The following is a 21,150-nucleotide window of genomic DNA, read 5'->3' as shown; positions in this document are numbered from 1 at the left end:
CGTCGGTGGGCCCGTACCGCCGCGAGGGCGATGCCGGGCCGCTTTCCAGAGTTGCCTCGCCGCGACGGTACGGGGTGCCTGAGAGATTCCCGGGGAGGGTTGCTCCTTCGGCGCCGGCCGGCCTCCATCGGGGGCGCGGCGCGAGCTCTCCCGTCGCGGTTCGAGCGGCTATGTGGCGGCAGCGCCCGGAGGGCCGCCGCGTTGTGGTGGCAGCCGGGGCTGCCGTGTGACGCCGCCGATCCTACCCGGCCGCGCCGCCCGGCCGGGCCTTGCGCGCGTCGCGCGCCCGGGTCCCCGTCGCGAACGCGCCCACGACCAGCACCGCGCCGGCGAGCACCAGGTACAGCGCCAGCAGCTGCGCCGAGGTCGAGACGTCCGCGCCGGGCCGCAGCAGCATGACGAGGCCGAGCACGATCCACAGCACCGCGTTGACGAGCTGCCAGTCCCACGACGCCGTCCGCAGCGCCCGCCCGCGCAGCGCCCCGATGACCCCGACGACGCCCGCGGCGCACGCCCACACCGCCACGACCAGGTACATCACGGGGCCGGTCATCGACGGCCACACGATGATGAGGACACCCGCGAGCAGGCTCACGACGCCGGCGATGAGGCGCCAGCTGATCTCGTCGCCGGCGCCCTGAGGACGGCCCGAGCGCTTGGTCGGCGCCCCCTCGACGGTGAGCAGCACGCCCTGCACGACGATCAGCGCACCGACGAGCCACCGCACCCACACGAGACCGCGGTCCGGGTTCGCGAACAGCACGATCCCCGCCGCGAGGTACATCAGCGCCCGCAGGTAGACGAGCCCCCAGAGGCGTCGCGCGACGCCGAACGTGCGGTCGGACAGGGGAGCGGCCCCCGCGTCCGACGCTCCGGCCGACCCCGGCGTCGTGTCGCTCATGCTCGCGATGCTAGGAGCGCTGCCGTCAGGTCGCGCGCCGGGACCTGCGGCGTCACCGCCGAGGGCCTCCGCTCAGCCGAGCTCGAGGTCGCGCGTCACCTCGACCATCGCGTCGACGACCGCGCGCACGGCAGGGCCCGGCTCGTGCCGCGTGGCCCGGTGCCGCGCGGCGATGCGCCGGGTGCCGAGGCCGGCGAGCCGGGCGATCTCGAGCCCCTCCGGCACGTCGCCGCCCTGCAGCGCCAGCGCGGGGAGCATCGCCACGCCCTGGTCCGCGGCGACGAGCGCGAGCGCCGTGTCGAAGTCGAAGAACCGGTGCCGCTGGTTGACGGTCGTGCCCAGCGTGCGCGCCAGCCGGCGCAGCGCGCGGTCCGACGCCGTGTCGTGCTCGGCGCCGATCCACTGCAGCGACGCCAGGTCGTCGAGGCGCTCCGGCATGGGCTGGCTGGCGGGCACGACGACGCACCACGGCTCGTCCAGCAGGGGCACGTCGTGCACGCCGCGGGGGGCCGGGGCGTCCATGTCGGCGTCGCGCTCGAGGAGGATCACGTCGAGGTCGCCCGCGCGCAGCATGCGGATCGCCTCGGCGGGCTCGTGCTCGCGCACGTCGACCTCGACGCCGGGGTAGCGCTCGGCCAGGTCGAGGAGCATGGGCGCGACGACGGCGCGGATCGCCGTCTGGAACGCGCCCAGGACGACGCGGCCGCTCACGCCCTCGCCGAGCGCCGCGATGGCCTGCCGGGCCTCCAGCAGCTCGGCCTCGATGCGCTCGCCCGCCTCGGCCAGCACGCGGCCCGCCGGGGTGAGGGTGACGCCGCGCGGCCCGCGGTCGAGGACGGCGAAGCCCTCCTCGGCCTCCAGCCGGGCGATCTGCTGGGACACCGCGGACGGGGTGACATGCAGAAGATCTGCTGCCGCGAGCACGCCCCCGGCCCGGTGCACGGCAAGGAGGAAGGCAAGTCTCCGTGGGTCGGTAGCCATGTAGGAATACTAACTGCCTCTCGGAGAAGGATTTGATTGTGCTGAACGCGGTTCGTGTCGCAGAATCGTTTCGACGCCACGCCGGTGCCTCGCCCCGGCCCCGCTCGGCGGACCGGCGTCCACATCCCTCAGATCTTCCTTCTGCCGTGGCACACGTGTGCCTCGCCGACCTACCCGGAGGTGCCCGTCATGACGATCTCCCTGCTGACCGTGATTACTGCCCTCGGGTGGGGAGGCGCCCTCGCCGGGCTCGTCGCCTACGGGATGGTGAGCAAGGGCCGGTGGACCGCGAACTCCTTCGCGTTCCAGGTCACGAACATGGCCGGCGCCGTCGTCATGACCGTCGTCGCGGGCGTCAACGGCGTGTGGCCGTCGGCCGCCGCCAACGTCGCCTGGATCGTCATCGGCACCCAGACCCTCGTGACCGTGCGCAAGGCCCGCGCCGCGGCCCGCCTGGAGGAGCAGGACGCCGCGCGCGTCGAGTCGCCCGCCCAGGTCGACCTCGCCGCCTGAACCTCCGGGCCGCCGCATCGAGCGTGCTGGAATGATCCTCGTCCGAGCCGTTTGAGGATCGGTTCAGCACGCTCGATGCTCCCGCCAGGTCCACCGGTCACGACCGCCGTCGTACGACGGCGGGCACCACGGCCCACAGGCTGAGGAGCACGACGGCCGCGGCGCCGCCCACCACGAGCCCGGCCGCCCGGCCCACGACGACGTCGAAGATCAGCAGCGCCGTCCCGGACAGCGCGACCGCGAGCAGCACCAGCCCGGCGCGCGCCATCAGGTCGCCGCCGGTGACCACCGAGCGCTTGAGGTGCTTGCGGAACAGCGCGCGGTGCAGCGCCACGGGCGCGACCAGCAGGCCCGTCGTCGCGACGCACACCAGCACCAGCACCAGGTACACCGCGCGCTGGTAGTCGTCGAGGTCACCGAACCGCGCCTGGAACGGCAGGATCAGCAGGAAGCCGGTGAGGATCTGCACGCCCGTCTGCATGACGCGCAGCTCCTGCAGCAGCTCGTTCCAGTTGCGGTCCGAGCGCTGCTCAGGCGTCTCCGGACGCCGGTCCGCCCGGCCGGCCGTGCCGATCGGCTCCTCGGTCACGTCGACTCCTCGCCCTCGGCGGCGTCCAGCGTCACGTCGACGACGACGGCGCGGTGGTCGCTGACGCCGAGGTCGACCGCGCGGGCGGCGCCGAGGGCGGTCACCGCCCCGTCGGCCAGCACGTGGTCGATGCGGAGCCGCGGTCGCACGCGCGGGTAGGTCGGCACGTGCACCAGCTCGCGCCAGCCCGTGCGCCGGGACGGCAGGTCACCCCGGGTGTTGAGGTCGCCGAGCAGCACCAGCGGGCGCGGCGCGTGCCGCAGCCGGCGCCGCAGCCGGCGGAGCTGCAGCCGCTTCCACGGGTCCGCCCGGGACAGGTGCGTCGCGACGACGGTCAGCAGCCCCTCGGGCGTCGCGACGGCGGCCGCCACCGCCACGCGCGGCTCGTCCACGCCGGTGGGCGGCAGCCCCGGCACGTTGAGCCCGGGCAGCCGCATCGGGCGCCACGCGCGCACGGGGTGACGGCTGAGGAGGGCGACGCCGTAGCCGTCGAGCGCGGGGGAGCGGCCGTCGTCGGCCAGCGCGACCGCCCGGGCCCGGCGCCGCCGCCCGTCCAGCGGCCCGCTGAGCGCGGGGACGAACCGGTGCTCCCGCATCCCCAGCGCCTCCGCGAGGCGGAACGTCTGCGCCTCGCCGCCGGACCGGGTCTGCCCGTGGTCCACCTCCTGCAGCGCCACGACGTCCGCGTCCAGCGCCGCGAGCGCGGCCCCCAGCCGCTCCACGTCCACCCGGCGCCCGTCCACCACCCCGTGCTGGACGTTCGCCGTCACCAGCCGGATCATCCGCGCGCCTCCGTCCGCCGGGGCGGTCCGACACCCCGCGAGCCAGTCCAGGTCTCGGCGGGGTCGCTGGAACCCCGCGAGGTAGTGCGAGCCTCCCGCACGACGTCCGATCTCGCACCCACGACCGGGCCGGCCCGGACCACCTCGGCGTCAGAGGGTGCGGTGCCAGGCGACGATGCGGTCGACCGCGCGGGTCACGACGTCCGGCGCCGCGGCGAAGGAGAGGCGCACCCAGTCGCCGCCGTGCACGGTGTCGAAGTCGGCGCCGGGGGTGATCGCGACGTCGGCCTCGGCGAGCAGCCGCCGGCAGTAGGTGACGGAGTCGCCGCCGACGGCGTCGCGGAAGCCGGCGACGTTGCCGTACAGGTAGAACGCGCCGTCCGCGGGGGCGACGGGGCGCCAGCCGAGCTCGTCGACCCGGTCGAGCAGGGCCTCGCGCGACGCCGCGTACCGCGCCACGTTGTCGGCCGCGGCGGCGTACCCGGCGGGGGAGAAGGCCGCGACGCCCGCGTGCTGCGCCAGCGCCGGCGGAGAGAGGGCGACGTTGCCGGCGAGGGCGTCGACGGGGCCGACCAGCTCGTCGGGCAGCACGAGCCAGCCCAGGCGCCAGCCCGTCATCGCCCAGTACTTGGAGAACGAGTTCACGACGACGGCCCCGGCGTCCGTGTACATCGCTGCCGTGGCCTGCTGTACATCGGGCGAGTAGGCGATGCCGTGGTAGATCTCGTCGCTGATCAGGCGGACGTCGTGCTCCTCGCACCAGCGCGCGAGCGCGGCCAGCTCCGCGGGCGGGAGCATCGTGCCGGTCGGGTTCGCGGGGGACGCCACGACCAGGCCGTCGAGGCCGCCGTCGTAGTACGCCTCCATGAGCTGGGAGACCGTGGGCTGGTACCGGGTGGCGGGGCCGCAGTCGAGCTCCACCACCTCGCACCCGAGCGCCGCGAGGATGTTCTTGTACGCCGGGTAGCCGGGGCGGGCGAGGGCCACGCGGTCGCCGACGTCGAACGCCGCGAGGAAGGCGAGCAGGAACCCGCCGCTCGAGCCCGTCGTCACGGCGATCCGCGCCGGGTCCACCTCGACGTCGTACCAGCGCCGGTAGTGCCCGGCGATCTCCTGGCGCAGGGCGGGCACGCCCATCGCCTCGGTGTACCCGAGGTCCGCGTGGCGCAGCAGGTCGGCGGCCTTCTCGCGGACGACGTCGGAGGCACCGGTCGACGGCTCGCCCGCGCACAGGTTCAGCACGTCGTTGCCGGCGGCACGCCGCTCGTTGGCGGTGGCCAGCACCTGCATGACGGCGAACGGCGGCACGTGGCTGCGGCGCGAGACCTTCATACGGCCATCATGCCGGGTCCGGTCCCCGCGGCGGCGGCCGGTCCGCCCCTAGGCTGGGAGCAGCCGACCCGAGGGGGATGCCGATGTTCCGACGACGCCGCGACAAGGACACGGACCCGGCGCGCCGGGCCGCGCACTACCAGGTGGACCGGGAGGCGGCCGCCGAGGCCGCGGCCGCGGAGGAGGTCGGCGAGGGCGCACCCGACGAGGCGGCCGCGGGCACGGGCCGCACCCGGCGCCGCATGGACGACCGCGCCCTGTGGGTGGACACCGTGGTCGACCAGGCGATCCGGCGCGGCGAGTTCGACGACCTGCCGCTGGAGGGCAAGCCCATCCCCGGCCTGCGCGGCACGCACGACCCGGACTGGTGGCTCAAGAACCTCGTGGAGCGCGAGCAGATCACCGGCGTCCTGCCAGCCGGGCAGCTGCGCCGCGACGACGCCGAGCTCGACGAGACCCTCGACCGCGAGCCCGAGGAGGCGCGGGTGCGCACGATCGTCGAGGAGTTCAACGCGCGCGTCGTGGACGCGCGCCGCCAGCTCATGGGCGGCCCGCCCGTCGTGACGCCCACGCGCGACGTCGAGCGCGAGGTGCAGCGGTGGCGCGACCGCCGGCGCGCCCGCGGGATCTACTGAGCCCGCCGTGGGAGACGTCGTCGTCGTGACCGGGCCGCCGGGCGCGGGCAAGTCCTCCGTGGCCTCCGAGCTCGCCGACCTGGCCGGACGGTCGCTGCTCCTGGAGGCCGACTGGTTCTTCGGCCGCTGGCGGCGCGGGGGGACGGACCCGTGGCTGCCGGAGGCCGCGCCCCAGACCGCCGTGGCGGGCCGCGCCGCGCGCGCCGCGACCGTGGAGTTCGCCCGCACGGGCGCCCTCGTGGTCTACGACGGCGTGCTGCACGCGGACGACGCCCGCGAGCTCGCGACGCTGGCGGCCCGTGACGCCGGCGCCGTCGTGCACCGGGCGGTCCTGCTCCCGCCGGTGGACGCCTGCCTGCGCCGCGTGGCCGCCCGCACCGGGCACGGCTTCGACGACCCCGCCGCCACACGGGCGATGCACGCCGCCTTCGCGGCCGAGGCGGTGGCCGCGCCGGAGCAGGCGGTCTGGAGCACCACGGACGCGTCGCCGCGGGAGGTCGCGCGCGAGATCCACGACCAGGTGGCCGCGGGCGCGCTGCGGGTGCCGGCGCTCCGGGTCGAGGGGGAGGTGCGGGGATGACCGGGCACGCGGTGCTGCTGGACCTGCAGGGCACGGTGTACGAGGGCGACGGGCTGGTGCCCGGCGCGGACGGCGCGGTGGCGGCGCTGCGCGACGCGGGCCACGCGGTCCGGTTCGTGACGAACACGGACTCGCAGGACTCGCCGTCGATCGTCGACAGGCTGCGGGGGATGGGCCTGGTCCTGGACGCGGCGGAGCTGTTCACCCCGGTGGACGCGGCGGTCGCCGACCTCGCGCCGCGGGGCGCGCGCGTGCACGTGCTCGCTACGGGCGCGGTGCGCGACCAGCTCGCCGCGAGGCTCGACGTCGTCGGCGCGGACGAGGACCCGACGCACGTGCTGGTGGGCGACGTGCACGACGTGCTCGACTACCCGGCCCTCGACGCGGCGTTCCGCGCGGTGCTCGACGGCGCGGAGCTGCTCGCGCTGCAGCACGGGCGCTGGTTCCTGCGCGGCGGGCGCCCCGCCCTGGACACGGGGTCGGTGGTGGCGGCGATCGAGCACGGCGCGGAGATCACGGCGCGCACGCTCGGCAAGCCGAGCACGGAGTTCCTGCGGCTCGCGCTGGGCACGATCAGCCCCGCGCCGGGCCCGGGGCGCACGTGGGTCGTGGGCGACGACCGGTCGTCGGACGTCGCGATGGGCCGCGCCGCCGGCGTCCGCACGGTGCTGGTGCGCACGGGCAAGTTCGCGCGGCAGGAGCACGACGGCGCCCTGCCGCGCCCGGAGCACGTGGTCGCCGACGTCACGGAGCTGCCGGTACTGCTCGCGGGCGCGGAGGGCGCCGCAGGCTGATCGAGGGGCTACCTCACTCGACGAAGGCCAGCGCGTCGATCTCGACGAGCATCTCCTCGCGCGGCAGCCCGACCATCACCGTGGTGCGCGACGGCAGCACGGCGTCGGCGCCGAGGCGCTCGGTGAGGAAGGCGCCGTAGGCGTCGTTCATCGCGGCGAAGTCGTCGCGGGTGGTGAGGTAGACGCGCAGCATGACGACGTCCGCCATCGTGCCGCCGCCGGCCGTCACGATCGCCTCGACGTTCTGCAGCGTGCGCGTCGTCTGCGCGGCGACGTCGCCCGGGTAGAGGTACTCGTTGGTGGCGGGGTCGACGGGGCCCTGTCCGGAGACCTGCAGCAGGTTCCCGACCCGGACGCCCTGGTGGAACGTGTGCGCGGGGGCCGGGGCCTGGTCGGTGGAGATCGCGGTCTTGGTGGTCATGCCGGGGTCCTTTCGGTGGATGGCGTGCGGGGCGCGTCGTGCCCCGCCCAGTCGGCCTCGACGGCGGCGGCGGTCGCCGTCAGGAGGGGGACGAGGTCGCGGACCCCGTCCAGGTCGAGGATCACGTCGGGCACGGAGACGGACACCGCCGCCACGATCGTGCCGGACGTGTCGCGGACGGGCGCGCCGACGCAGTTGACGAACGGCTCGTGCTCGGCGGCGTCCTGCGCCCAGCCCTGCTCGCGCACGCGCGCCAGCTCGGCGCGGTAGGCGTCGGCGTCGGTGAGGGTGCGGGGCGTGTAGGCGTGGAAGTCGGTGGCGTCGAGCAGCTGGGCGAGCCGGCCCTCGGGGAGCTCGGAGGCGAGCACCTTCCCGACGGCGGTGGCGTGCAGCGGGGCGGGCAGGCCGAGCTCGGAGTACATCCGCACGGAGCTGGTGCTCTCGACCTTCGCGACGTACACGGGCCGCGTGCCCTCCAGGACGGCGAGGTGCACGGCCTGCCCGCCGGTGTCGCGCCCGAGGCGCTCCAGGTGGGGGAGCGCGACGTCGCGCACGCCGTGCCCCTCGAGGGCCTGGCGGCCGAGCTCGAACAGGCGCGAGCCGAGCGAGTAGCGGTGCCGGTCGTCGCGGCGTACGAAGCGCTCGTCCTCGAGCGCGCGCAGCAGCCGCAGCACGGTGGTCTTGTGGACGCCGAGCTCCTGGGCGAGGTCGTCGAGGGTGCGGGGGCCCTGACCGAGGAGGCCGACGATCCGCAGCGCGCGCCCCACGCTCTGGCTCAACGGACCCTCCCTGACCTGCGGCCCGGCTCGCGGTCACCCGCCGCCGGGCACATGCTCGGACTCGTGCCGGATTGACGGCACGACCGGCGCGATGTTAGCAAGGTGCGTCATCATGCGCAACGAACGTTGCGCTATGTGCAACGCAGCGGGGAGCAAGGAGGGTCTGCCGATGGACCGCACCGGAGCCGACGACGCCTGTCGGATCGACCGTGAGAAGGTCGCGCAGCGCGACGCCGAGCAGGTGGGCTGGCGCCACAAGGCCCTGCCGCCGGAGCTCTGGGGCCTGACCGTCGCGGAGGTCCGCGAGCGCCGGCCCCGCCTGTCGGAGCTGCCGACGCCGCTGCTCACGCTCTCGCGCGCGGCGCTGGACACCAACCTGCGCGTCATGGCCGACTGGTGCGCGCAGCGCGGGCTCGACCTCGCGCCCCACGGCAAGACGACGATGGCGCCCCAGCTCTGGGCGGAGCAGGTCGACGCCGGCGCGTGGGCGATCACGGTCGCCAACCCGTTCCAGCTCGGCGTCGCGCTCGAGTTCGGCGTCGGCCGCGTGATGGTGGCGAACAGCGTGATCTCGCCGCTCGCGCTGCGCTGGATCGCCGACGAGCTGGCCGCCGACCGCGACCTGCGCGTGCTGGTCTGGGCGGACTCGCCGGCCACGGTCGACCTCATGCACGAGGCGCTGGCGGCGCACGTCGCCTCCGCCGGGTCGCGCCCGCCGATCGACGTGCTCGTCGAGCGCGGCGGCGCCGGCGGACGCACGGGCGCCCGCGACCTGGACACCGCGCTGGCGGTCGCCGAGCGCGTCGTCGCCTCCCCGCACCTGCGCCTGGCCGGCGTCGCCGGGTACGAGGGCGCGCTCGCCCACGACTCGGACGCCCGCAGCCGCGACGTGGTGCGCTCCTACCTGGACGACATGGTCGAGGTGCACCAGCGCCTCGCCGACGCCGGCCGCTACGAGGTCGACGTGCCCGTGGTGTCCGCGGGCGGCAGCGCCTACTTCGACCTCGTCGACGAGGTCCTGTCCCCGCTGACCTCGACGGGCGCGCGGGTCGTCCTGCGCAGCGGCGCGTACGTCGTGCACGACGACGGTTTCTACCGCCACATCTCGCCGCTCGGCGAGGACCCGCGCACCGGCGGCCCCGGGTTCCGCAGCGCCATGCACGGCTGGGTGCGCGTCACCTCGCAGCCCGAGCCCGGCCTCGCGCTCTTCGACGCCGGCAAGCGCGACCTGCCCTTCGACGAGGGGCTGCCCGAGGCGCAGCTCCGCCGCCCCCGCGTGGCGGGGGAGGACCCGGCGCCCGTCACGGGCGTGCAGGTCACGGCCCTGAACGACCAGCACGGCTTCCTGCGCTGGGAGGGGGACGCGCCGGTCGTCATCGGCGACGAGCTGCGGCTCGGCCTGTCGCACCCCTGCACGGCGATGGACAAGTGGTCGCTCGTGCCGGTGGTGGACGACGCCGACGCGGCCGACCCGGTCGTCGTCGACCTCGTGCGCACGTGGTTCTGAGGGCGGCCCGATGACCGCCGACCTGCTGATCCGGGACGCCCTCGTGCTGGACGGCACGGGCGCGCCCGGGGTCGTCGCCGACGTCTCCGTCGAGGCGGCGCGCATCACCGCCGTCGACGAGGGCCGTTCCGACGCCCGTGCCGCCGGCGCGCGCCGCACGGTGGACGCGGACGGCCGCGCCCTGACGCCGGGCTTCATCGACATGCACGCGCACTCGGACGTGCAGATCCTGGCCCACCCGGACCACACCGCGAAGGTGAGCCAGGGCGTCACGCTCGAGGTGCTGGGTCAGGACGGCCTGTCGTTCGCCCCGGTGGACGAGCGCACCCGCACGGCGATCCGTGCGCAGATCGCGGGCTGGAACGACGACCCGCCGGACTTCTCCTGGGACTGGGAGTCCGTGGCCGGCTACCTGGACCGGCTGGACCGCGGGATCGCGTGCCACGCCGCCTACCTGGTGCCGCAGGGCACGCTCCGTCACCTCGTCGTCGGGCCGGACGAGCGGCCAGCCACGGACGCCGAGGTGGCGCGGATGGGCGAGCTGCTGGCGCAGGGGCTGCGCGAGGGTGCGCTGGGGATGAGCAGCGGGCTCACCTACACGCCCGGCATGTACGCGGACGACGCCGAGCTCGCCGCGCTGCTGCGCGTCGTCGCCGCGCACGGCGGCTACTACAGCCCGCACACCCGGTCGTACGGCAAGGGCGCGCTCGAGGCGTACGCGGAGATGGTCGACCTCGCGCGGGCCACGGGCTGCGCGCTGCACCTCACGCACGCCACCATGAACTTCGCGCCCAACAAGGGCCGCGCGGGCGACTTCCTCGCCCTCGTCGACCGGGCGCTGGACGACGGCGTGGACGTCACGCTGGACACGTACCCGTACCTGCCGGGCTCCACGACGCTCAGCGCCGTCCTGCCGAGCTGGTCGTTCTCCGGCGGCCCGGACGCGCTGCTGGCGCGGCTCGCCGACCCGGCGGACCGCGCCCGGATCCTGCACGAGGTGGAGCACGTCGGCACCGACGGCTGCCACGGCTGCGTCGCCGAGTGGGACACCATCGAGATCAGCGGGGTGCAGAACCCCGCCCTCGAGGGACGCGTGGGCCGCACGGTCGAGGCGATCGCCCGCGCCGAGGGCCGCGCGCCCGGCGACGTGTTCGTGGAGCAGCTCCTGGCGGACCGGCTGGGCACCACGATCCTGCAGCACGTGGGGCACGAGGAGAACGTGCGCGCGATCATGCGCCACCGCGTGCACTGCGGCGGCTCGGACGCGATCCTCGTCGGCGGCCGCCCGCACCCGCGCGCCTGGGGCACGTTCCCCCGCTACCTCGCGCGGTACGTGCGCGAGCTGGGCGTCCTCACCCTCGAGGACTGCGTGCACCACCTCACGGGCCGCCCCGCGGCCCGGCTGAAGCTGACCGACCGCGGCCTGGTCCGCCCCGGCTACGCCGCGGACCTCGTGCTGCTCGACCCCGACACCGTCCAGGACAACGCGACGTTCGAGGACCCGCGCCGCCAGGCGTCGGGCATCGACCTGGTCCTGGTCGACGGCGCCCCCGTCATCGACGACGGCGCCCGCACCGACGCCCTCCCGGGCCGCGCCCTCCGGCGCACCGGGAACGGCACCCGCTGACGTCCACACCGACGCGGACACACAGACAGGAGACCCCTCCGATGCGATCACTGCTGCAGGCAGCAGGCGACGACGACACCCTCGAGCTGATCAACCAGCCGTGGACCGGTCACGACACGCAGGTGCTGGTGGTCACGGCGATCGGCATCGCGCTGGTCGTGGTGCTCATCGTCGCGTTCAAGATGCACGGCTTCCTCGCCCTGATCCTCGGGTCGGTGTTCGTGGGGGTCGGCTCCGGCATCCCGCTCACCGACGTCGCGAAGACGATCGAGGAAGGCGTGGGCGCCGTGCTCGGAGGGGTCGGCGTCCTCATCGTGCTCGGCGCGATGCTCGGCAAGCTCCTCGCCGACTCCGGGGGAGCCGACGAGATCGTGGCGAAGATCCTGCACGGCGGGAAGGGCAGCCTGCCGTGGCGCATGGCGCTCATCGCGTTCATCATCGGCATCCCGATGTTCTTCGAGGTCGGGCTCGTCCTGCTGATCCCGGTGATCATGCTCGCGGTGCGCCGCTCCGGCCTGCCCGCGATGCTGCTCGCGATGCCCGCCCTCGCCGGCCTGTCCGCGCTGCACGGCTTCATCCCGCCGCACCCCGGCCCGCTCGCCGCCATCGCCAACCTGGGCGCCGACGTCGGCCTCACGATGGCGCTCGGCCTGCTCATCTCGATCCCGGTGGTCGTCCTCGCCGGCCCCGTGTGGGGCCGGTTCGCGGCGCGGCTCGTGCCCATCGGCGCCCAGGGCTCCGGCGGCGGCATCGTCGCCGAGGACGAGGGCTCGGGCGAGCCCGGCACCGTCCGCACCCGGCGCCCCACCTTCGCGCTCACGCTCACCACGATCCTGAGCCCGGTGGTCCTCATGCTGCTGCGCGCCGCCGTCGAGGTGTGGGGCGACCCGTCCGCGGGCTACTACGGCTTCCTCGTGTTCATCGGCGAGCCGATGATCGCGCTGCTCATCGCCGTCCTGCTCGCCATGCTCACCTTCGGCACCAGCGTCGGCTTCTCGCTGTCGGGCATCGCGTCGAAGATGACCGACAGCCTCAAGCCCATCGCGAGCGCCACGATGATCGTCGGTGCCGGCGGCGGGTTCAAGCAGGTCCTGGTCGACGGCGGCACCGGCATCGCGATCGGCAAGGCGGCGGTCGCGCTCAGCCTGTCCGTGCTGCTGCTGGGCTGGATGATCGCCGCCCTGGTGCGCATCGCCACCGGCTCGGCCACGGTCGCGACCATCACCGCGTCCGGCATCGTCGCGCCGCTCGCCGCCGGCCTGTCCCCGACGCACCTCGCGCTCGTGGTGCTGGCGGTCGGCGCCGGGTCGCTCATCCTGTCGCACGTCAACGACGCCGGGTTCTGGCTGGTCAAGGAGTACTTCGGCATGACCGTCGGCCAGACGTTGAAGACCTGGACGGTGATGGAGACGCTCATCGCCGTCCTCGGCCTGCTGTTCACCAGCATCCTCTGGGTCGTCGTCTAGCGGTCCGGTCCGGCGCGGTCCGGTCGCGCGCGCGCACGAGGTTCCTTACCTTCGGGGCGTGGAGGACCCCGGCACCGAGAGCACCGCGCAGCCCGACGGGTGGCGGCCCGACGTGCTGCCCGGCTTCGAGCAGCGCACGCTGCCCCTGGCGCCGGACTTCGAGGGCGAGGTCGTCGCCACGCTGGTGCGGCGGGCGCCCGGGGAGGCCGACGGCGCGCCGGACGCGGGGATCGACGTGCTGTACGTGCACGGCTGGACCGACTACTTCTTCCAGACCCACCTCGCCGCGTTCTGGGAGCGCCAGGGCGCCCGGTTCTACGCCCTCGACCTGCGCAAGTACGGCCGCAGCCTGCGCGAGCACCAGACGCCCGGCTTCGTGACGGCGCTGCTGACGTACGACGAGGACGTGGAGGCCGCGCTGGCCGCCATCGGGCACGGGCCGGAGCCGTCGTCGGACCGCCGGCTGGTGCTCATGGGGCACTCCACGGGCGGCCTGGTGCTCAGCCTGTGGGCGGCGTACAAGCCGGGCCGCGCGGTCGCGCTCGTGCTCAACAGCCCGTGGCTCGAGTTCCAGACCCGCAGCGTGGGCCGCTGGATGCTGGAGCCGGGCCTGCGCGCGCAGGCCGCGCTCGCGCCACGCAGCCACCTGGTGAACGTCGATCTCGGGTACTACGTGCGCAGCGTGTCCAACCGGTACGACGGGGCCTGGGAGATCGACCCCGCCTGGCGCCCCGACAACGGCTGGCGCACCACCCCGGCGTGGCTGACGGCGATCTTCCAGGGGCAGGACCGGGTGTCGCGGGGGCTCGGCATCGACGTGCCGGTGCTGGTGCTGCTGTCCGCGCGTTCGACCGCCCCGGTGCGGTGGACCCCCGAGATGATGCGCACCGACTCGGTGCTGGAGGTCGGCGGCGTCGCCCGGCGCGTGCCGGCGCTGGGCAGCCTCGTCACGCTGGTGCGCCTCGACGGCGCCGTGCACGACGTGACCCTCTCGGCCCCCGACGTGCGGGACGTGGTGTGGCGCGAGACCGCCCGCTGGTTCGCCGCCTACGTCCCGCCGCGCCCCGAGCCCGAGCCCGAGGAGCCGTCGCGGGCGGGGTCGTGGTGGCGGCGGGCGTTCCGGCGGCGGGGCCGCGCGGACCGGGCCCGGGCGGGCTCCGCCGACCCCGGCCCGGGCGCGGTCACAGCGCCCGCACCATCTCCAGCTCCTCCCCCTGGTCGAGGGTGAACCGCACGCCCGACGGCGTGAAGCCCAGCTTGCGGTAGGCGGCCTGCGCACGCGGGTTGTCGACGTGCACGCACAGCCGCGCCCGCTCCACGCCCTGCGCGCGGGCCCACTCCTGCGCTCCGTCGAACAGCCGCCCGAGCAGGCCGGCGCCGCGGAACTCCGGCCGCACGAACACGCCCACCAGGTGCACCTGGCGCTGCTCGACCGGGCCGCCCAGCACCTCCGTCGCGCCGGGCTCCTCGACCAGCCCGGTGGTCGTGGCCACCCAGCGGCCGGCGTCGTCGACGGCCACGAACGCCGCCACCGCGTCGCTCGTGGCGGCCGTGCGCGCGCGGTGCTCCCAGAACACGTCCGGCTTGGCCTCGGCCACCTCGTGCGTCTCGAGGAACGCGACCGGTGCCGCCGGGTCCAGCAGCGCCGCGAGGCGCAGCGCCCGGGTCTCGCGCCACTCCTCGGCGCGGGCACGGCGGACGGTGAGGGGCGGGGAGGTCGTCATGCGGCGATCCTTCCATCCCGAGGGTGCCGGTCGCCGCGCGGTCTCGACGACGACGCCCCCGACCCGGGCATCCCCCGGGTCAGCGCCCGTCCAGCCGGGCGCGCACGTGCGCGACGACGCCGTCGGCGGCGGCCTCGATCTCGGCCAGGCAGTCCTCGAAGCCGGCCTCGTCCCCGTACCAGGGGTCGTCGACGTCGAGCCGCTGCTCGTCGCCGCCGGGCTCGACGACGGGCGCGTCGGGGTCGAACGACCGGTACATCCGGATCTCGGCGAGGCCCTCGGCGGGTGCCCCGTCCACCAGCCGCCGCAGGCGGCGAGCGTGCTGGGCGGTCATGGGCAGGAGCAGGTCGAAGGAGGCGAGGTCGTCGCGGGTCACCTGGCGCGCGCGGTGGCCGTCGCCGGCGGGGTAGCCGTGCGCCACCAGGGTGCGGCGGGCGCGCCGGTCCACGGGGTGGCCGTGCTCCTCGTCGCTGACGCCGGACGAGCGGACCTCGACCCGGTCGCCCAGGCCGGCGGCCTCCAGCCGGTCGCGGAGCACGATCTCGGCCATCGGGCTGCGGCAGATGTTGCCGGTGCAGACGGTCATGACGCGGTAGGTGGTGGCAGTCACCGGCCCATTCTCGCCCGGGTCACGACCGGGTCCGCCGCTCGACGGGCCCGGCGGACGAGGTCGTGCCTACCGTGGGTCATGGCGAGATGGGCGGCGGACGGGCTGATCGCCGTGACCGGGGCGAGCGGTCGCCTGGGGTCGCGGCTGGCGTTCCGGCTGGCGGCGGAAGGCGCGCGGCAGCGCCTGGTCGTGCGTGACCGGGCGCGGGCGCCGCGCCTCGGCGACGGCCGGCCGCTGCCGGTCACGGAGGTCGCGGTCGCGGACGGGTACCAGGACGCCGCCGCGATGCGGGCGGCGTTCGAGGGCGTGCGCACCGTCTTCCTGGTGAGCGCCCGCGAGGCGCCGGACCGGGTCGCGCAGCACACGGCGACGATCGACGCGGCCGCGGCGGCCGGCGTCGAGCGGGTCGTGTACACGTCGTTCGCCGGCGCCGCACCGGACGCGGTGTTCACGTTCGCCCGCGACCACTGGCACACCGAGCAGCACCTCGCGGAGGTCGCGGCACGCACCGGTCTGCGCTGGACCGTGCTGCGCGACAACCTCTATCTGCACGCGCTCAGCACCTTCGTGGGGCGCGACGGCGTGATCCGCGGCCCGGCGGCGGACGGTCGCGTCGCGGCCGTCTCGCACGACGACGTCGCCGACGTCGCGACCGCCGTCATCCTCGACGAGCGGCCCGCGCGGCACGACGGCGCGGTCTACGAGGTCACGGGGCCGGAGGCGCTCACCCTCGACGAGGTCGCGACCGTCCTCGGCCGGGCCGCCGGCCGCGACATCACCTACCACCCGGAGACCGAGGAGGAGGCGTACGCCTCTCGCGCCGGCTACGGCGCCGAGCCGTTCGAGGTGGAGGGGTGGGTGACGTCGTACACGGCGATCGCCGCCGGCGAGCTGGCGCACGTCTCCGGCGACGTCGGCCGCCTCGTGGGCCGGCCCGCCCGCTCCCTCGCGCAGTGGCTCGACGACTACCCCGGCGAGTGGGCGCACCTCCGCCGCGCCTGACGGCCGCACGACGGGCGGCACGGCCCGCGTTCACCCTGGGGAAAACCCTTGGCCTCCCCGCCGGGGCGGGCGTAGCGTCGTCCGCACATGAGAAAGGAGGTGATCGGAGTAGTGAAGACTCTTCGGACCCATGAGGTGGTCGCGCGCTAGTCGCGTGCGCCCTTGAGCGTTTCGCGCTGTCCCCCTGACGACCAGCTCGTCCAGGCCGACGGCGCACGGGACGGGTAGCGAGTTCCTCGCGACCACCGGATCCCGCGGGTGCCGTGCCCTCGTCCAGCACGGCAGGAGGTTCGACCTCCAGCCCGCGGGCTCTTTGTTGCCCGGAACGTTGCCCGGGACCCGGCGGTCCGGACCCTCAGACCAGCACCGCCGCGCGACGCTCGCGCAGCAGGCGCCGCTCCGCCTGGGCGACCAGCTCGTCCGCGTCGGCGGCCCCGGCCACCGACCACGCGGCCGCCGAGTGCAGCGCGGGCCAGGCGACCGGGTCGATGCCGCCCGACGGCTCCGCCAGGTGCGCCAGCAGGTGCTGCCGCAGCGCCTCGGCCGACGCCGCGGCCTGGATGTCGTCCATCGCCGGCAGCGTCGCGAGGACCGCGAACCCGTCGCCGTCCACCCGCCCGGCCTCGCACCCGGCGGGAAGAGCCGCCTCGAGGCGCGCCGCCAGCTCGACGAGCACCGCGTCGCCGGCGTCCTGGCCGCGCTCGGCGTTGAGCGCCGCGAGGGCGCGCACGTCGAGCAGCACCAGCACCACGCGCGTCGCGCCGCCGCGTACCAGCGCGCAGCGGCGGGTCAGCGCGTACCAGGTGGCGGGCCGGCCGGGCAGGCGCGTGAGCGGGTCGTGCGTGGACCGGTCCGCCAGCTCCGCGACGACCGCGCGCATCACGTCGGCCGTGCTCGCGGCACCCCACGACGTCGGGCCCGGGACGAGGACGTCGTCGTAGCGGCGCTCCGCGGTCCGGGACATCGCGAGCCCGGCGACGTCCGCGACCGGCGTCCCGGGCCCGACGACGAGCGGCGACCAGTCGGCCACCGCGCCCGTGGGGCGGCGCTCCAGGACGGCGCGCCCGTACCCGAGCCGGCCGGTGAGCGCCGCGGCCAGGCCGGCGCGGGTGACGATCCCGGTCCGGGACGTGTCGGCGTCGTCCTGCACCGCGACGGAGCCCACCTCGGGCCGCCGGAACATCACCTCGAGCTCACCGACCGGCATGGTGGAGCCCACCACGAGCACGGGCTGCGTCAGCTCCGCGACGGTGCCGGCGCGGGTCGCACCGCGCGGGGCGACGTGGCGGGCCAGTCGGGCGATCTCGTCGTGCACAGCGGAAGTATGGTCGCGCCCCGGTCCGCCGTCAGGGGGTCGGGCGCGATGTTCGCCGAGCGTTCGTCCGCCGTTCAGCACCACCGCCCCGCCCTGGGCGCCCCGCACGGTGGGAGCGCAACCACCCGGCGGTGCCGCCCGACCGTCCCTAGAGTGGCGCGGGACACCACGACGCTGCAGGGGGTAGCGGTAGATGCGCGGGACTGGCTCGACGACCGGACGCAGGACGACGAGCGGGCTGCTCGCGGCAGCCCTCGCGCTGGGCGGGCTGGTGGGCCTGGGGGCGCAGACCGCGACCGCACCGCGGGCCGCTGCGGCGGCGGAGGGGAACGTCAACCCGTTCACGTCGGCCGGCGGCTTCACCGTGTACGCGCAGCGTGACGCCGTCGTCGCCGACCAGGAGCTGGAGGGATCGCTCGCGGCCGGGCGGAACCTCACGGACACGACCGGGGCGCAGTGGGCGGTCATCCACGTCGCCGCCGGCACGGCCGACTACACGATCCCCACCGTGGACGGCGACCCCACGCGACTGCTCATCGGGCGCTTCGACCCGGACGAGTCCCGGAACGTCGGCCAGGTCAACATCACGAGCCGCGGGGCGACCTCGCCGGAGAACATCGGTGCGCTCAAGACGGTGGACCGCGACCTGGGCCCGTTCGGGACGGCGGCCCGGGGTGAGGGCTGGGTGCGGGAGTCCGCGCAGGGTTCCAGCCCGCCCCTCATCGACGCCACCGCGCAGACGTTCCCGCAGGACGCGCAGCCGCCCACGGGCAGCAACAACTCGATCTTCACCGCGCGGACCGGCGACACCCAGGACGTCGTCGCCGGGTACGTGCAGGCGGCCCAGGACGCGACGATGCAGGACAGCGCCGAGTGCCTCGCGACGATCAGCGACCCGGACGGCCACGACGTGAACCACGTGACGGTCGCCGAGGACGCGGGCAACCGCAAGGTCCTCTCGCCGCTCGCCTCGGACCGGCCCAACGTGGTGCCGTACGAGCTCGTCGCGGGCGCCGACCTGCTGCAGTTCTCGGCGGGGAGCGCCGTGCCGGGCAAGGACAACCCGCTGATCATCCGGGTGCCCGCCGGCACCACCGACGTGCACGGCCTGCGGGTGGACCCGCAGGGCCAGTACTCGCCGTACATCCTGTGGGACCTCTCGGCCGTGACCGGCGCGGTCACCGTCGAGCACACGGGCGAGCGCATCGACGGGTCGATCTACGCGCCGTTCGCCGACGTCACCGTGGACGCGGCGCCCCTCGACGGCCAGGTGATCGGCAGGGACGTCATCCTGCGAGGCGGCGAGGTGCACTCGTTCATGTTCGCCGGGACCGTGCCCTGCGGGTCCCCGCACGGCACGTTCGAGGTCTCCAAGGAGCTCGACGGCGTCAGCGCGGGCGACCTGCCCGACGGCACCACGTTCCCGGTCGACTGGACGGCCACCTCGCCCGACGGTGAGGTGCTCGGCTCCGGCACGCTCGACCTGCCCGCCGACGGCAGCCCGGTGCGCCCCCAGGACGTGGACGGCACGCTCAGCACGTTCCCGGTCGGCACGGTCGTGACGTTCGAGGAGCAGCAGCCCCCGGACGCCCCGGGCTGGGAGTGGACGGGCGCGTCCGTGTCGCCGTCCTCGCTGACCATCACCGACGACGGCGACGCCGTCGCGACCGCGGCGCTGACGAACACGGCGGAGCGCACGCGCGGCACCTTCGAGGTGGTGAAGTCCGTGCACGCCGCCACCGACGAACCGGTCGCGGTGGACGAGGGCACCACGGTCGTCGTGGAGTGGACCGCCGTGGACCCGGACGGCAACGAGAGCGCCGGCACCATCGATCTGGTCGCGGGCGCCGACGGCACGTTCGACCCGCAGGGCCCGGTCGACGACGCGGGGGAGGCGGTGACGTTCCCCGTCGGGACCGAGGTCACCCTGGCCGAGACCGACCCCGGCACCCCGCCCGAGGGCTCCGTCTGGTCCGGCGTGTCGTGGAGCCCGGGCACGACGTTCACGATCGACCGCGAGGGCCAGGTGGTCGAGGACGACGTCACGAACATCCTCGCCGAGGACCAGACGGTGCCCGCCACCGCACGGTTCAGCGTGGTGAAGGTGCTCGACGTCGACGGCCCGGTGGACCCGGACCTGCAGTTCTCGGTGGACTACACGTTCGACCCGCCGGGGGGTCCGCGCGAGGGCCGCACGCGGGAGATCGCGGTCGGCGACCCGGTGACGGTGCTGTCGCTGCTGGACGGCAGCGACATCCCGGCGGGGACCACCGTGTGGGTGCGCGAGCACGACCCGATCTTCGACGACGGCATCACCTGGGAGGACCCGGTGCTGTCGGTGGGCGGCGTTCCGCTCACCGACCCGGACGAGGACGGGTACTACCCCCTGGAGCTCGACGGCGGGCCGCAGGTCACGCTCGAGGTGTCGAACGTCGGGCACGTCGCCACCGGCGGGTTCACGCTGGCCAAGGCCCTCGACGGGCCCGACGCCGAGGACGTCCCGGACGGCCTCGAGTTCACGGTGGGCTGGACCGCGACGTACGTGGACGGCACCACCGCGTCCGGCTCCACGACGCTGGCGCCGGACGGCGAGCCCGTCGCCCCGACCGACGCGGCCGGCGACCCGCTCGACTTCCCGGCGGGCACCACCGTGACGTTCGACGAGGCCGACCTGCCCGACCTGCCCGGCTGGGACTGGGGCACCCCGACGATCACGCCGTCGGAGATCACCGTGGGCGACGGGGAGACGGCGGCCGTCGAGGTCACCAACACCGCGACCGTGGAGCACGGCACCTTCGAGGTGAGCAAGGACATCCTCGGCGCGGACGTGAGCGACCTCGGCACCGACACGTTCGCCGTCCCGTGGACGGCGACGCTACCCGACGGCAGCACCGACGACGGCGTGCTCCGCGTGCCGGCGAACGGCTCCGCCGCCGCCCCCGACCGCGACTTCCCGGTCGGCACCACCGTGCACGTCACCGAGGACCCGCCGTCCGACGGCGTCCTGCCCGACGGGTGGACGTGGGGCGTGCCGACCTGGTCGCCCGGCAGCAGCGTCACGATCGACGAGGGCACGGGGACCACGGCGCTCATCGTGACCAACTCCGCCGTCCCGGTCGCCACCGTGCGGGTGGAGAAGGTCGTCACCGGAGCCGACGTGCCGGACGGCACGCGGTTCCCGGTCGAGTACCGCGTGGACGACGGTCCGGTGCAGCAGGGCGACCTGGTGCTCGGCGACCCGTTCGTGGCCGACGACGTCCCGCTGGGGACCACGGTGACGCTCCGCGAGGCCGACCCGCCCGGCGTCGACGGCGTCACGTGGCGCGCCGAACGGTGGGAGATCGGCGGCCAGGCCCTGGAGCCCGACGACGACGGCTGGGTCGTGATCCACGCCGAGGACGAGCGGCTCAACGCGGTCACGCTCACCAACACGGCCGCACCGGTGACGCCGACGCCCGAGCAGCCCGTCTCGCCGGAGCTGCCGCAGACGGGCTTCGGCGGCGGCCCGCTGACCCTGCTGGCCGCGGGCCTCGTGCTCCTCGGGCTCGTCGTGCGCCGGTTGGCCCGCGTGGTCCGCGGCTGAGGGCCCCGC

The 21,150-nt window shown here is 75.2% G+C and carries 20 protein-coding genes and 1 riboswitch; of the genes, 10 read left to right on the top strand and 10 right to left on the bottom strand.

Annotation, left to right across the window (positions count from 1 at the left end; genetic code table 11):
- Nucleotides 1–55 precede the first annotated feature (55 nt).
- A riboswitch (glycine riboswitch) is annotated at nucleotides 56–163 on the bottom strand.
- A 78-nt stretch (nucleotides 164–241) separates the two neighbouring features.
- Nucleotides 242–901, bottom strand: a complete 660-nt coding sequence (locus tag ACFU5J_RS02225) for an HdeD family acid-resistance protein (RefSeq protein WP_430573660.1) — start codon at nucleotides 899–901, stop codon at nucleotides 242–244.
- Between the two features lie 72 nt (nucleotides 902–973).
- The gene (locus ACFU5J_RS02220; protein WP_430577660.1) at nucleotides 974–1,882 is read right to left on the bottom strand and encodes a LysR family transcriptional regulator; all 909 of its coding nucleotides are present in this window, start codon (nucleotides 1,880–1,882) and stop codon (nucleotides 974–976) included.
- Nucleotides 1,883–2,071: 189 nt separating this feature from the next.
- On the opposite strand from ACFU5J_RS02220, the gene ACFU5J_RS02215 reads away from it, so the two are divergent.
- A complete protein-coding gene (locus tag ACFU5J_RS02215; protein ID WP_430573658.1) occupies nucleotides 2,072–2,395 on the top strand; it encodes a hypothetical protein in 324 nt (107 codons plus the stop codon).
- Between the two features lie 97 nt (nucleotides 2,396–2,492).
- On the opposite strand, the gene ACFU5J_RS02210 is transcribed toward ACFU5J_RS02215, so the two are convergent.
- The 3 genes from ACFU5J_RS02210 to ACFU5J_RS02200 form a co-directional block, all read right to left on the bottom strand.
- The gene (locus tag ACFU5J_RS02210) at nucleotides 2,493–2,984 is read right to left on the bottom strand and encodes a DUF6328 family protein (RefSeq protein WP_430573657.1); all 492 of its coding nucleotides are present in this window, start codon (nucleotides 2,982–2,984) and stop codon (nucleotides 2,493–2,495) included.
- On the bottom strand, nucleotides 2,981–3,766 hold the full coding sequence (locus tag ACFU5J_RS02205) for an endonuclease/exonuclease/phosphatase family protein (protein ID WP_430577659.1): 786 nt from the start codon (nucleotides 3,764–3,766) through the stop codon (nucleotides 2,981–2,983). Before ACFU5J_RS02205 ends, ACFU5J_RS02210 begins: the two co-directional genes overlap by 4 nt.
- 150 nt (nucleotides 3,767–3,916) lie before the next feature.
- Nucleotides 3,917–5,098: an aminotransferase class I/II-fold pyridoxal phosphate-dependent enzyme gene (locus ACFU5J_RS02200; protein WP_430577658.1), complete on the bottom strand. Its 1,182-nt coding sequence runs from the start codon at nucleotides 5,096–5,098 to the stop codon at nucleotides 3,917–3,919.
- 83 nt (nucleotides 5,099–5,181) lie between these two features.
- On the opposite strand from ACFU5J_RS02200, the gene ACFU5J_RS02195 reads away from it, so the two are divergent.
- From ACFU5J_RS02195 to ACFU5J_RS02185, 3 genes are read left to right on the top strand one after another with little or no spacing between them, the layout of a single operon-like run.
- The gene (locus ACFU5J_RS02195; protein ID WP_430577657.1) at nucleotides 5,182–5,733 is read left to right on the top strand and encodes a DUF1992 domain-containing protein; all 552 of its coding nucleotides are present in this window, start codon (nucleotides 5,182–5,184) and stop codon (nucleotides 5,731–5,733) included.
- 7 nt (nucleotides 5,734–5,740) lie between these two features.
- On the top strand, nucleotides 5,741–6,313 hold the full coding sequence (locus ACFU5J_RS02190) for an AAA family ATPase (RefSeq protein ID WP_430577656.1): 573 nt from the start codon (nucleotides 5,741–5,743) through the stop codon (nucleotides 6,311–6,313).
- On the top strand, nucleotides 6,310–7,107 hold the full coding sequence (locus ACFU5J_RS02185; protein ID WP_430577655.1) for an HAD-IIA family hydrolase: 798 nt from the start codon (nucleotides 6,310–6,312) through the stop codon (nucleotides 7,105–7,107). Before ACFU5J_RS02190 ends, ACFU5J_RS02185 begins: the two co-directional genes overlap by 4 nt.
- A gap of 13 nt (nucleotides 7,108–7,120) precedes the next feature.
- Here ACFU5J_RS02185 and ACFU5J_RS02180 read toward each other — a convergent pair whose 3' ends face one another.
- Nucleotides 7,121–7,528: a RidA family protein gene (locus ACFU5J_RS02180; protein ID WP_430573651.1), complete on the bottom strand. Its 408-nt coding sequence runs from the start codon at nucleotides 7,526–7,528 to the stop codon at nucleotides 7,121–7,123.
- Entirely contained in the window at nucleotides 7,525–8,307 is a 783-nt protein-coding gene (locus ACFU5J_RS02175) for an IclR family transcriptional regulator (protein ID WP_430573650.1), read from the bottom strand. The genes ACFU5J_RS02180 and ACFU5J_RS02175 overlap by 4 nt, the downstream gene beginning before the upstream one ends.
- Before the next feature lie 169 nt (nucleotides 8,308–8,476).
- Here ACFU5J_RS02175 and ACFU5J_RS02170 point away from each other — a divergent pair, with 169 nt between their 5' ends.
- Genes ACFU5J_RS02170 through ACFU5J_RS02155 form a run of 4 tightly spaced genes read left to right on the top strand, consistent with a single transcriptional unit; the run spans nucleotide 8,477 to nucleotide 14,135 of the window.
- A complete protein-coding gene (locus ACFU5J_RS02170; RefSeq protein ID WP_430577654.1) occupies nucleotides 8,477–9,814 on the top strand; it encodes an amino acid deaminase in 1,338 nt (445 codons plus the stop codon).
- 10 nt (nucleotides 9,815–9,824) lie between these two features.
- Nucleotides 9,825–11,441 carry an amidohydrolase family protein gene (locus ACFU5J_RS02165; protein ID WP_430577653.1) on the top strand — a complete coding sequence of 539 codons (1,617 nt, stop codon included), beginning with the start codon at nucleotides 9,825–9,827 and terminating at the stop codon, nucleotides 11,439–11,441.
- Nucleotides 11,442–11,482: 41 nt separating this feature from the next.
- A complete protein-coding gene (locus ACFU5J_RS02160) occupies nucleotides 11,483–12,907 on the top strand; it encodes a gluconate:H+ symporter (protein WP_430573647.1) in 1,425 nt (474 codons plus the stop codon).
- 58 nt (nucleotides 12,908–12,965) lie between these two features.
- Entirely contained in the window at nucleotides 12,966–14,135 is a 1,170-nt protein-coding gene (locus ACFU5J_RS02155) for an alpha/beta hydrolase (protein WP_430577652.1), read from the top strand.
- Here ACFU5J_RS02155 and ACFU5J_RS02150 read toward each other — a convergent pair.
- Together ACFU5J_RS02150 and ACFU5J_RS02145 are read right to left on the bottom strand one after the other, a co-directional pair.
- Nucleotides 14,089–14,631, bottom strand: coding sequence for a GNAT family N-acetyltransferase (locus tag ACFU5J_RS02150; protein ID WP_430577651.1), 543 nt, complete (start codon nucleotides 14,629–14,631; stop codon nucleotides 14,089–14,091). The two genes, ACFU5J_RS02155 and ACFU5J_RS02150, sit on opposite strands and share 47 nt — an antisense overlap.
- Nucleotides 14,632–14,710: 79 nt before the next feature.
- The gene (locus tag ACFU5J_RS02145; RefSeq protein ID WP_430577758.1) at nucleotides 14,711–15,217 is read right to left on the bottom strand and encodes a low molecular weight protein-tyrosine-phosphatase; all 507 of its coding nucleotides are present in this window, start codon (nucleotides 15,215–15,217) and stop codon (nucleotides 14,711–14,713) included.
- A 102-nt stretch (nucleotides 15,218–15,319) separates the two neighbouring features.
- Between ACFU5J_RS02145 and ACFU5J_RS02140 the strand changes: the two genes are divergently transcribed.
- Nucleotides 15,320–16,243: an SDR family oxidoreductase gene (locus tag ACFU5J_RS02140; protein ID WP_430577650.1), complete on the top strand. Its 924-nt coding sequence runs from the start codon at nucleotides 15,320–15,322 to the stop codon at nucleotides 16,241–16,243.
- Between the two features lie 355 nt (nucleotides 16,244–16,598).
- On the opposite strand, the gene ACFU5J_RS02135 is transcribed toward ACFU5J_RS02140, so the two are convergent.
- Nucleotides 16,599–17,558 carry a diguanylate cyclase domain-containing protein gene (locus tag ACFU5J_RS02135; RefSeq protein ID WP_430573643.1) on the bottom strand — a complete coding sequence of 320 codons (960 nt, stop codon included), beginning with the start codon at nucleotides 17,556–17,558 and terminating at the stop codon, nucleotides 16,599–16,601.
- 193 nt (nucleotides 17,559–17,751) lie between these two features.
- Here ACFU5J_RS02135 and ACFU5J_RS02130 point away from each other — a divergent pair, with 193 nt between their 5' ends.
- Nucleotides 17,752–21,141, top strand: coding sequence for a DUF5979 domain-containing protein (locus ACFU5J_RS02130; RefSeq protein ID WP_430577649.1), 3,390 nt, complete (start codon nucleotides 17,752–17,754; stop codon nucleotides 21,139–21,141).
- The last annotated feature ends 9 nt before the right edge of the window (nucleotides 21,142–21,150 follow it).

This window comes from Isoptericola sp. NPDC057559, assembly GCF_042801555.1.
Classification (GTDB): Bacteria; Actinomycetota; Actinomycetes; order Actinomycetales; family Cellulomonadaceae; genus Isoptericola.
Note: the sequence above shows the minus strand (reverse complement) of the source record. Positions and strands in the feature narration are given on the sequence as shown.

Bases quoted from the DNA above. Each gene is read 5' to 3' on its own strand.
- ACFU5J_RS02225 (WP_430573660.1), bottom strand. From the start codon at position 901: ATGAGCGACACGACGCCGGGGTCGGCCGGAGCGTCGGACGCGGGGGCC.
- ACFU5J_RS02220 (WP_430577660.1), bottom strand. From the start codon at position 1,882: ATGGCTACCGACCCACGGAGACTTGCCTTCCTCCTTGCCGTGCACCGG.
- ACFU5J_RS02215 (WP_430573658.1), top strand. From the start codon at position 2,072: ATGACGATCTCCCTGCTGACCGTGATTACTGCCCTCGGGTGGGGAGGC.
- ACFU5J_RS02205 (WP_430577659.1), bottom strand. From the start codon at position 3,766: ATGATCCGGCTGGTGACGGCGAACGTCCAGCACGGGGTGGTGGACGGG.
- ACFU5J_RS02200 (WP_430577658.1), bottom strand. From the start codon at position 5,098: ATGAAGGTCTCGCGCCGCAGCCACGTGCCGCCGTTCGCCGTCATGCAG.
- ACFU5J_RS02195 (WP_430577657.1), top strand. From the start codon at position 5,182: ATGTTCCGACGACGCCGCGACAAGGACACGGACCCGGCGCGCCGGGCC.
- ACFU5J_RS02185 (WP_430577655.1), top strand. From the start codon at position 6,310: ATGACCGGGCACGCGGTGCTGCTGGACCTGCAGGGCACGGTGTACGAG.
- ACFU5J_RS02180 (WP_430573651.1), bottom strand. From the start codon at position 7,528: ATGACCACCAAGACCGCGATCTCCACCGACCAGGCCCCGGCCCCCGCG.
- ACFU5J_RS02170 (WP_430577654.1), top strand. From the start codon at position 8,477: ATGGACCGCACCGGAGCCGACGACGCCTGTCGGATCGACCGTGAGAAG.
- ACFU5J_RS02165 (WP_430577653.1), top strand. From the start codon at position 9,825: ATGACCGCCGACCTGCTGATCCGGGACGCCCTCGTGCTGGACGGCACG.
- ACFU5J_RS02160 (WP_430573647.1), top strand. From the start codon at position 11,483: ATGCGATCACTGCTGCAGGCAGCAGGCGACGACGACACCCTCGAGCTG.
- ACFU5J_RS02150 (WP_430577651.1), bottom strand. From the start codon at position 14,631: ATGACGACCTCCCCGCCCCTCACCGTCCGCCGTGCCCGCGCCGAGGAG.
- ACFU5J_RS02145 (WP_430577758.1), bottom strand. From the start codon at position 15,217: ATGACCGTCTGCACCGGCAACATCTGCCGCAGCCCGATGGCCGAGATC.
- ACFU5J_RS02140 (WP_430577650.1), top strand. From the start codon at position 15,320: ATGGCGAGATGGGCGGCGGACGGGCTGATCGCCGTGACCGGGGCGAGC.
- ACFU5J_RS02130 (WP_430577649.1), top strand. From the start codon at position 17,752: ATGCGCGGGACTGGCTCGACGACCGGACGCAGGACGACGAGCGGGCTG.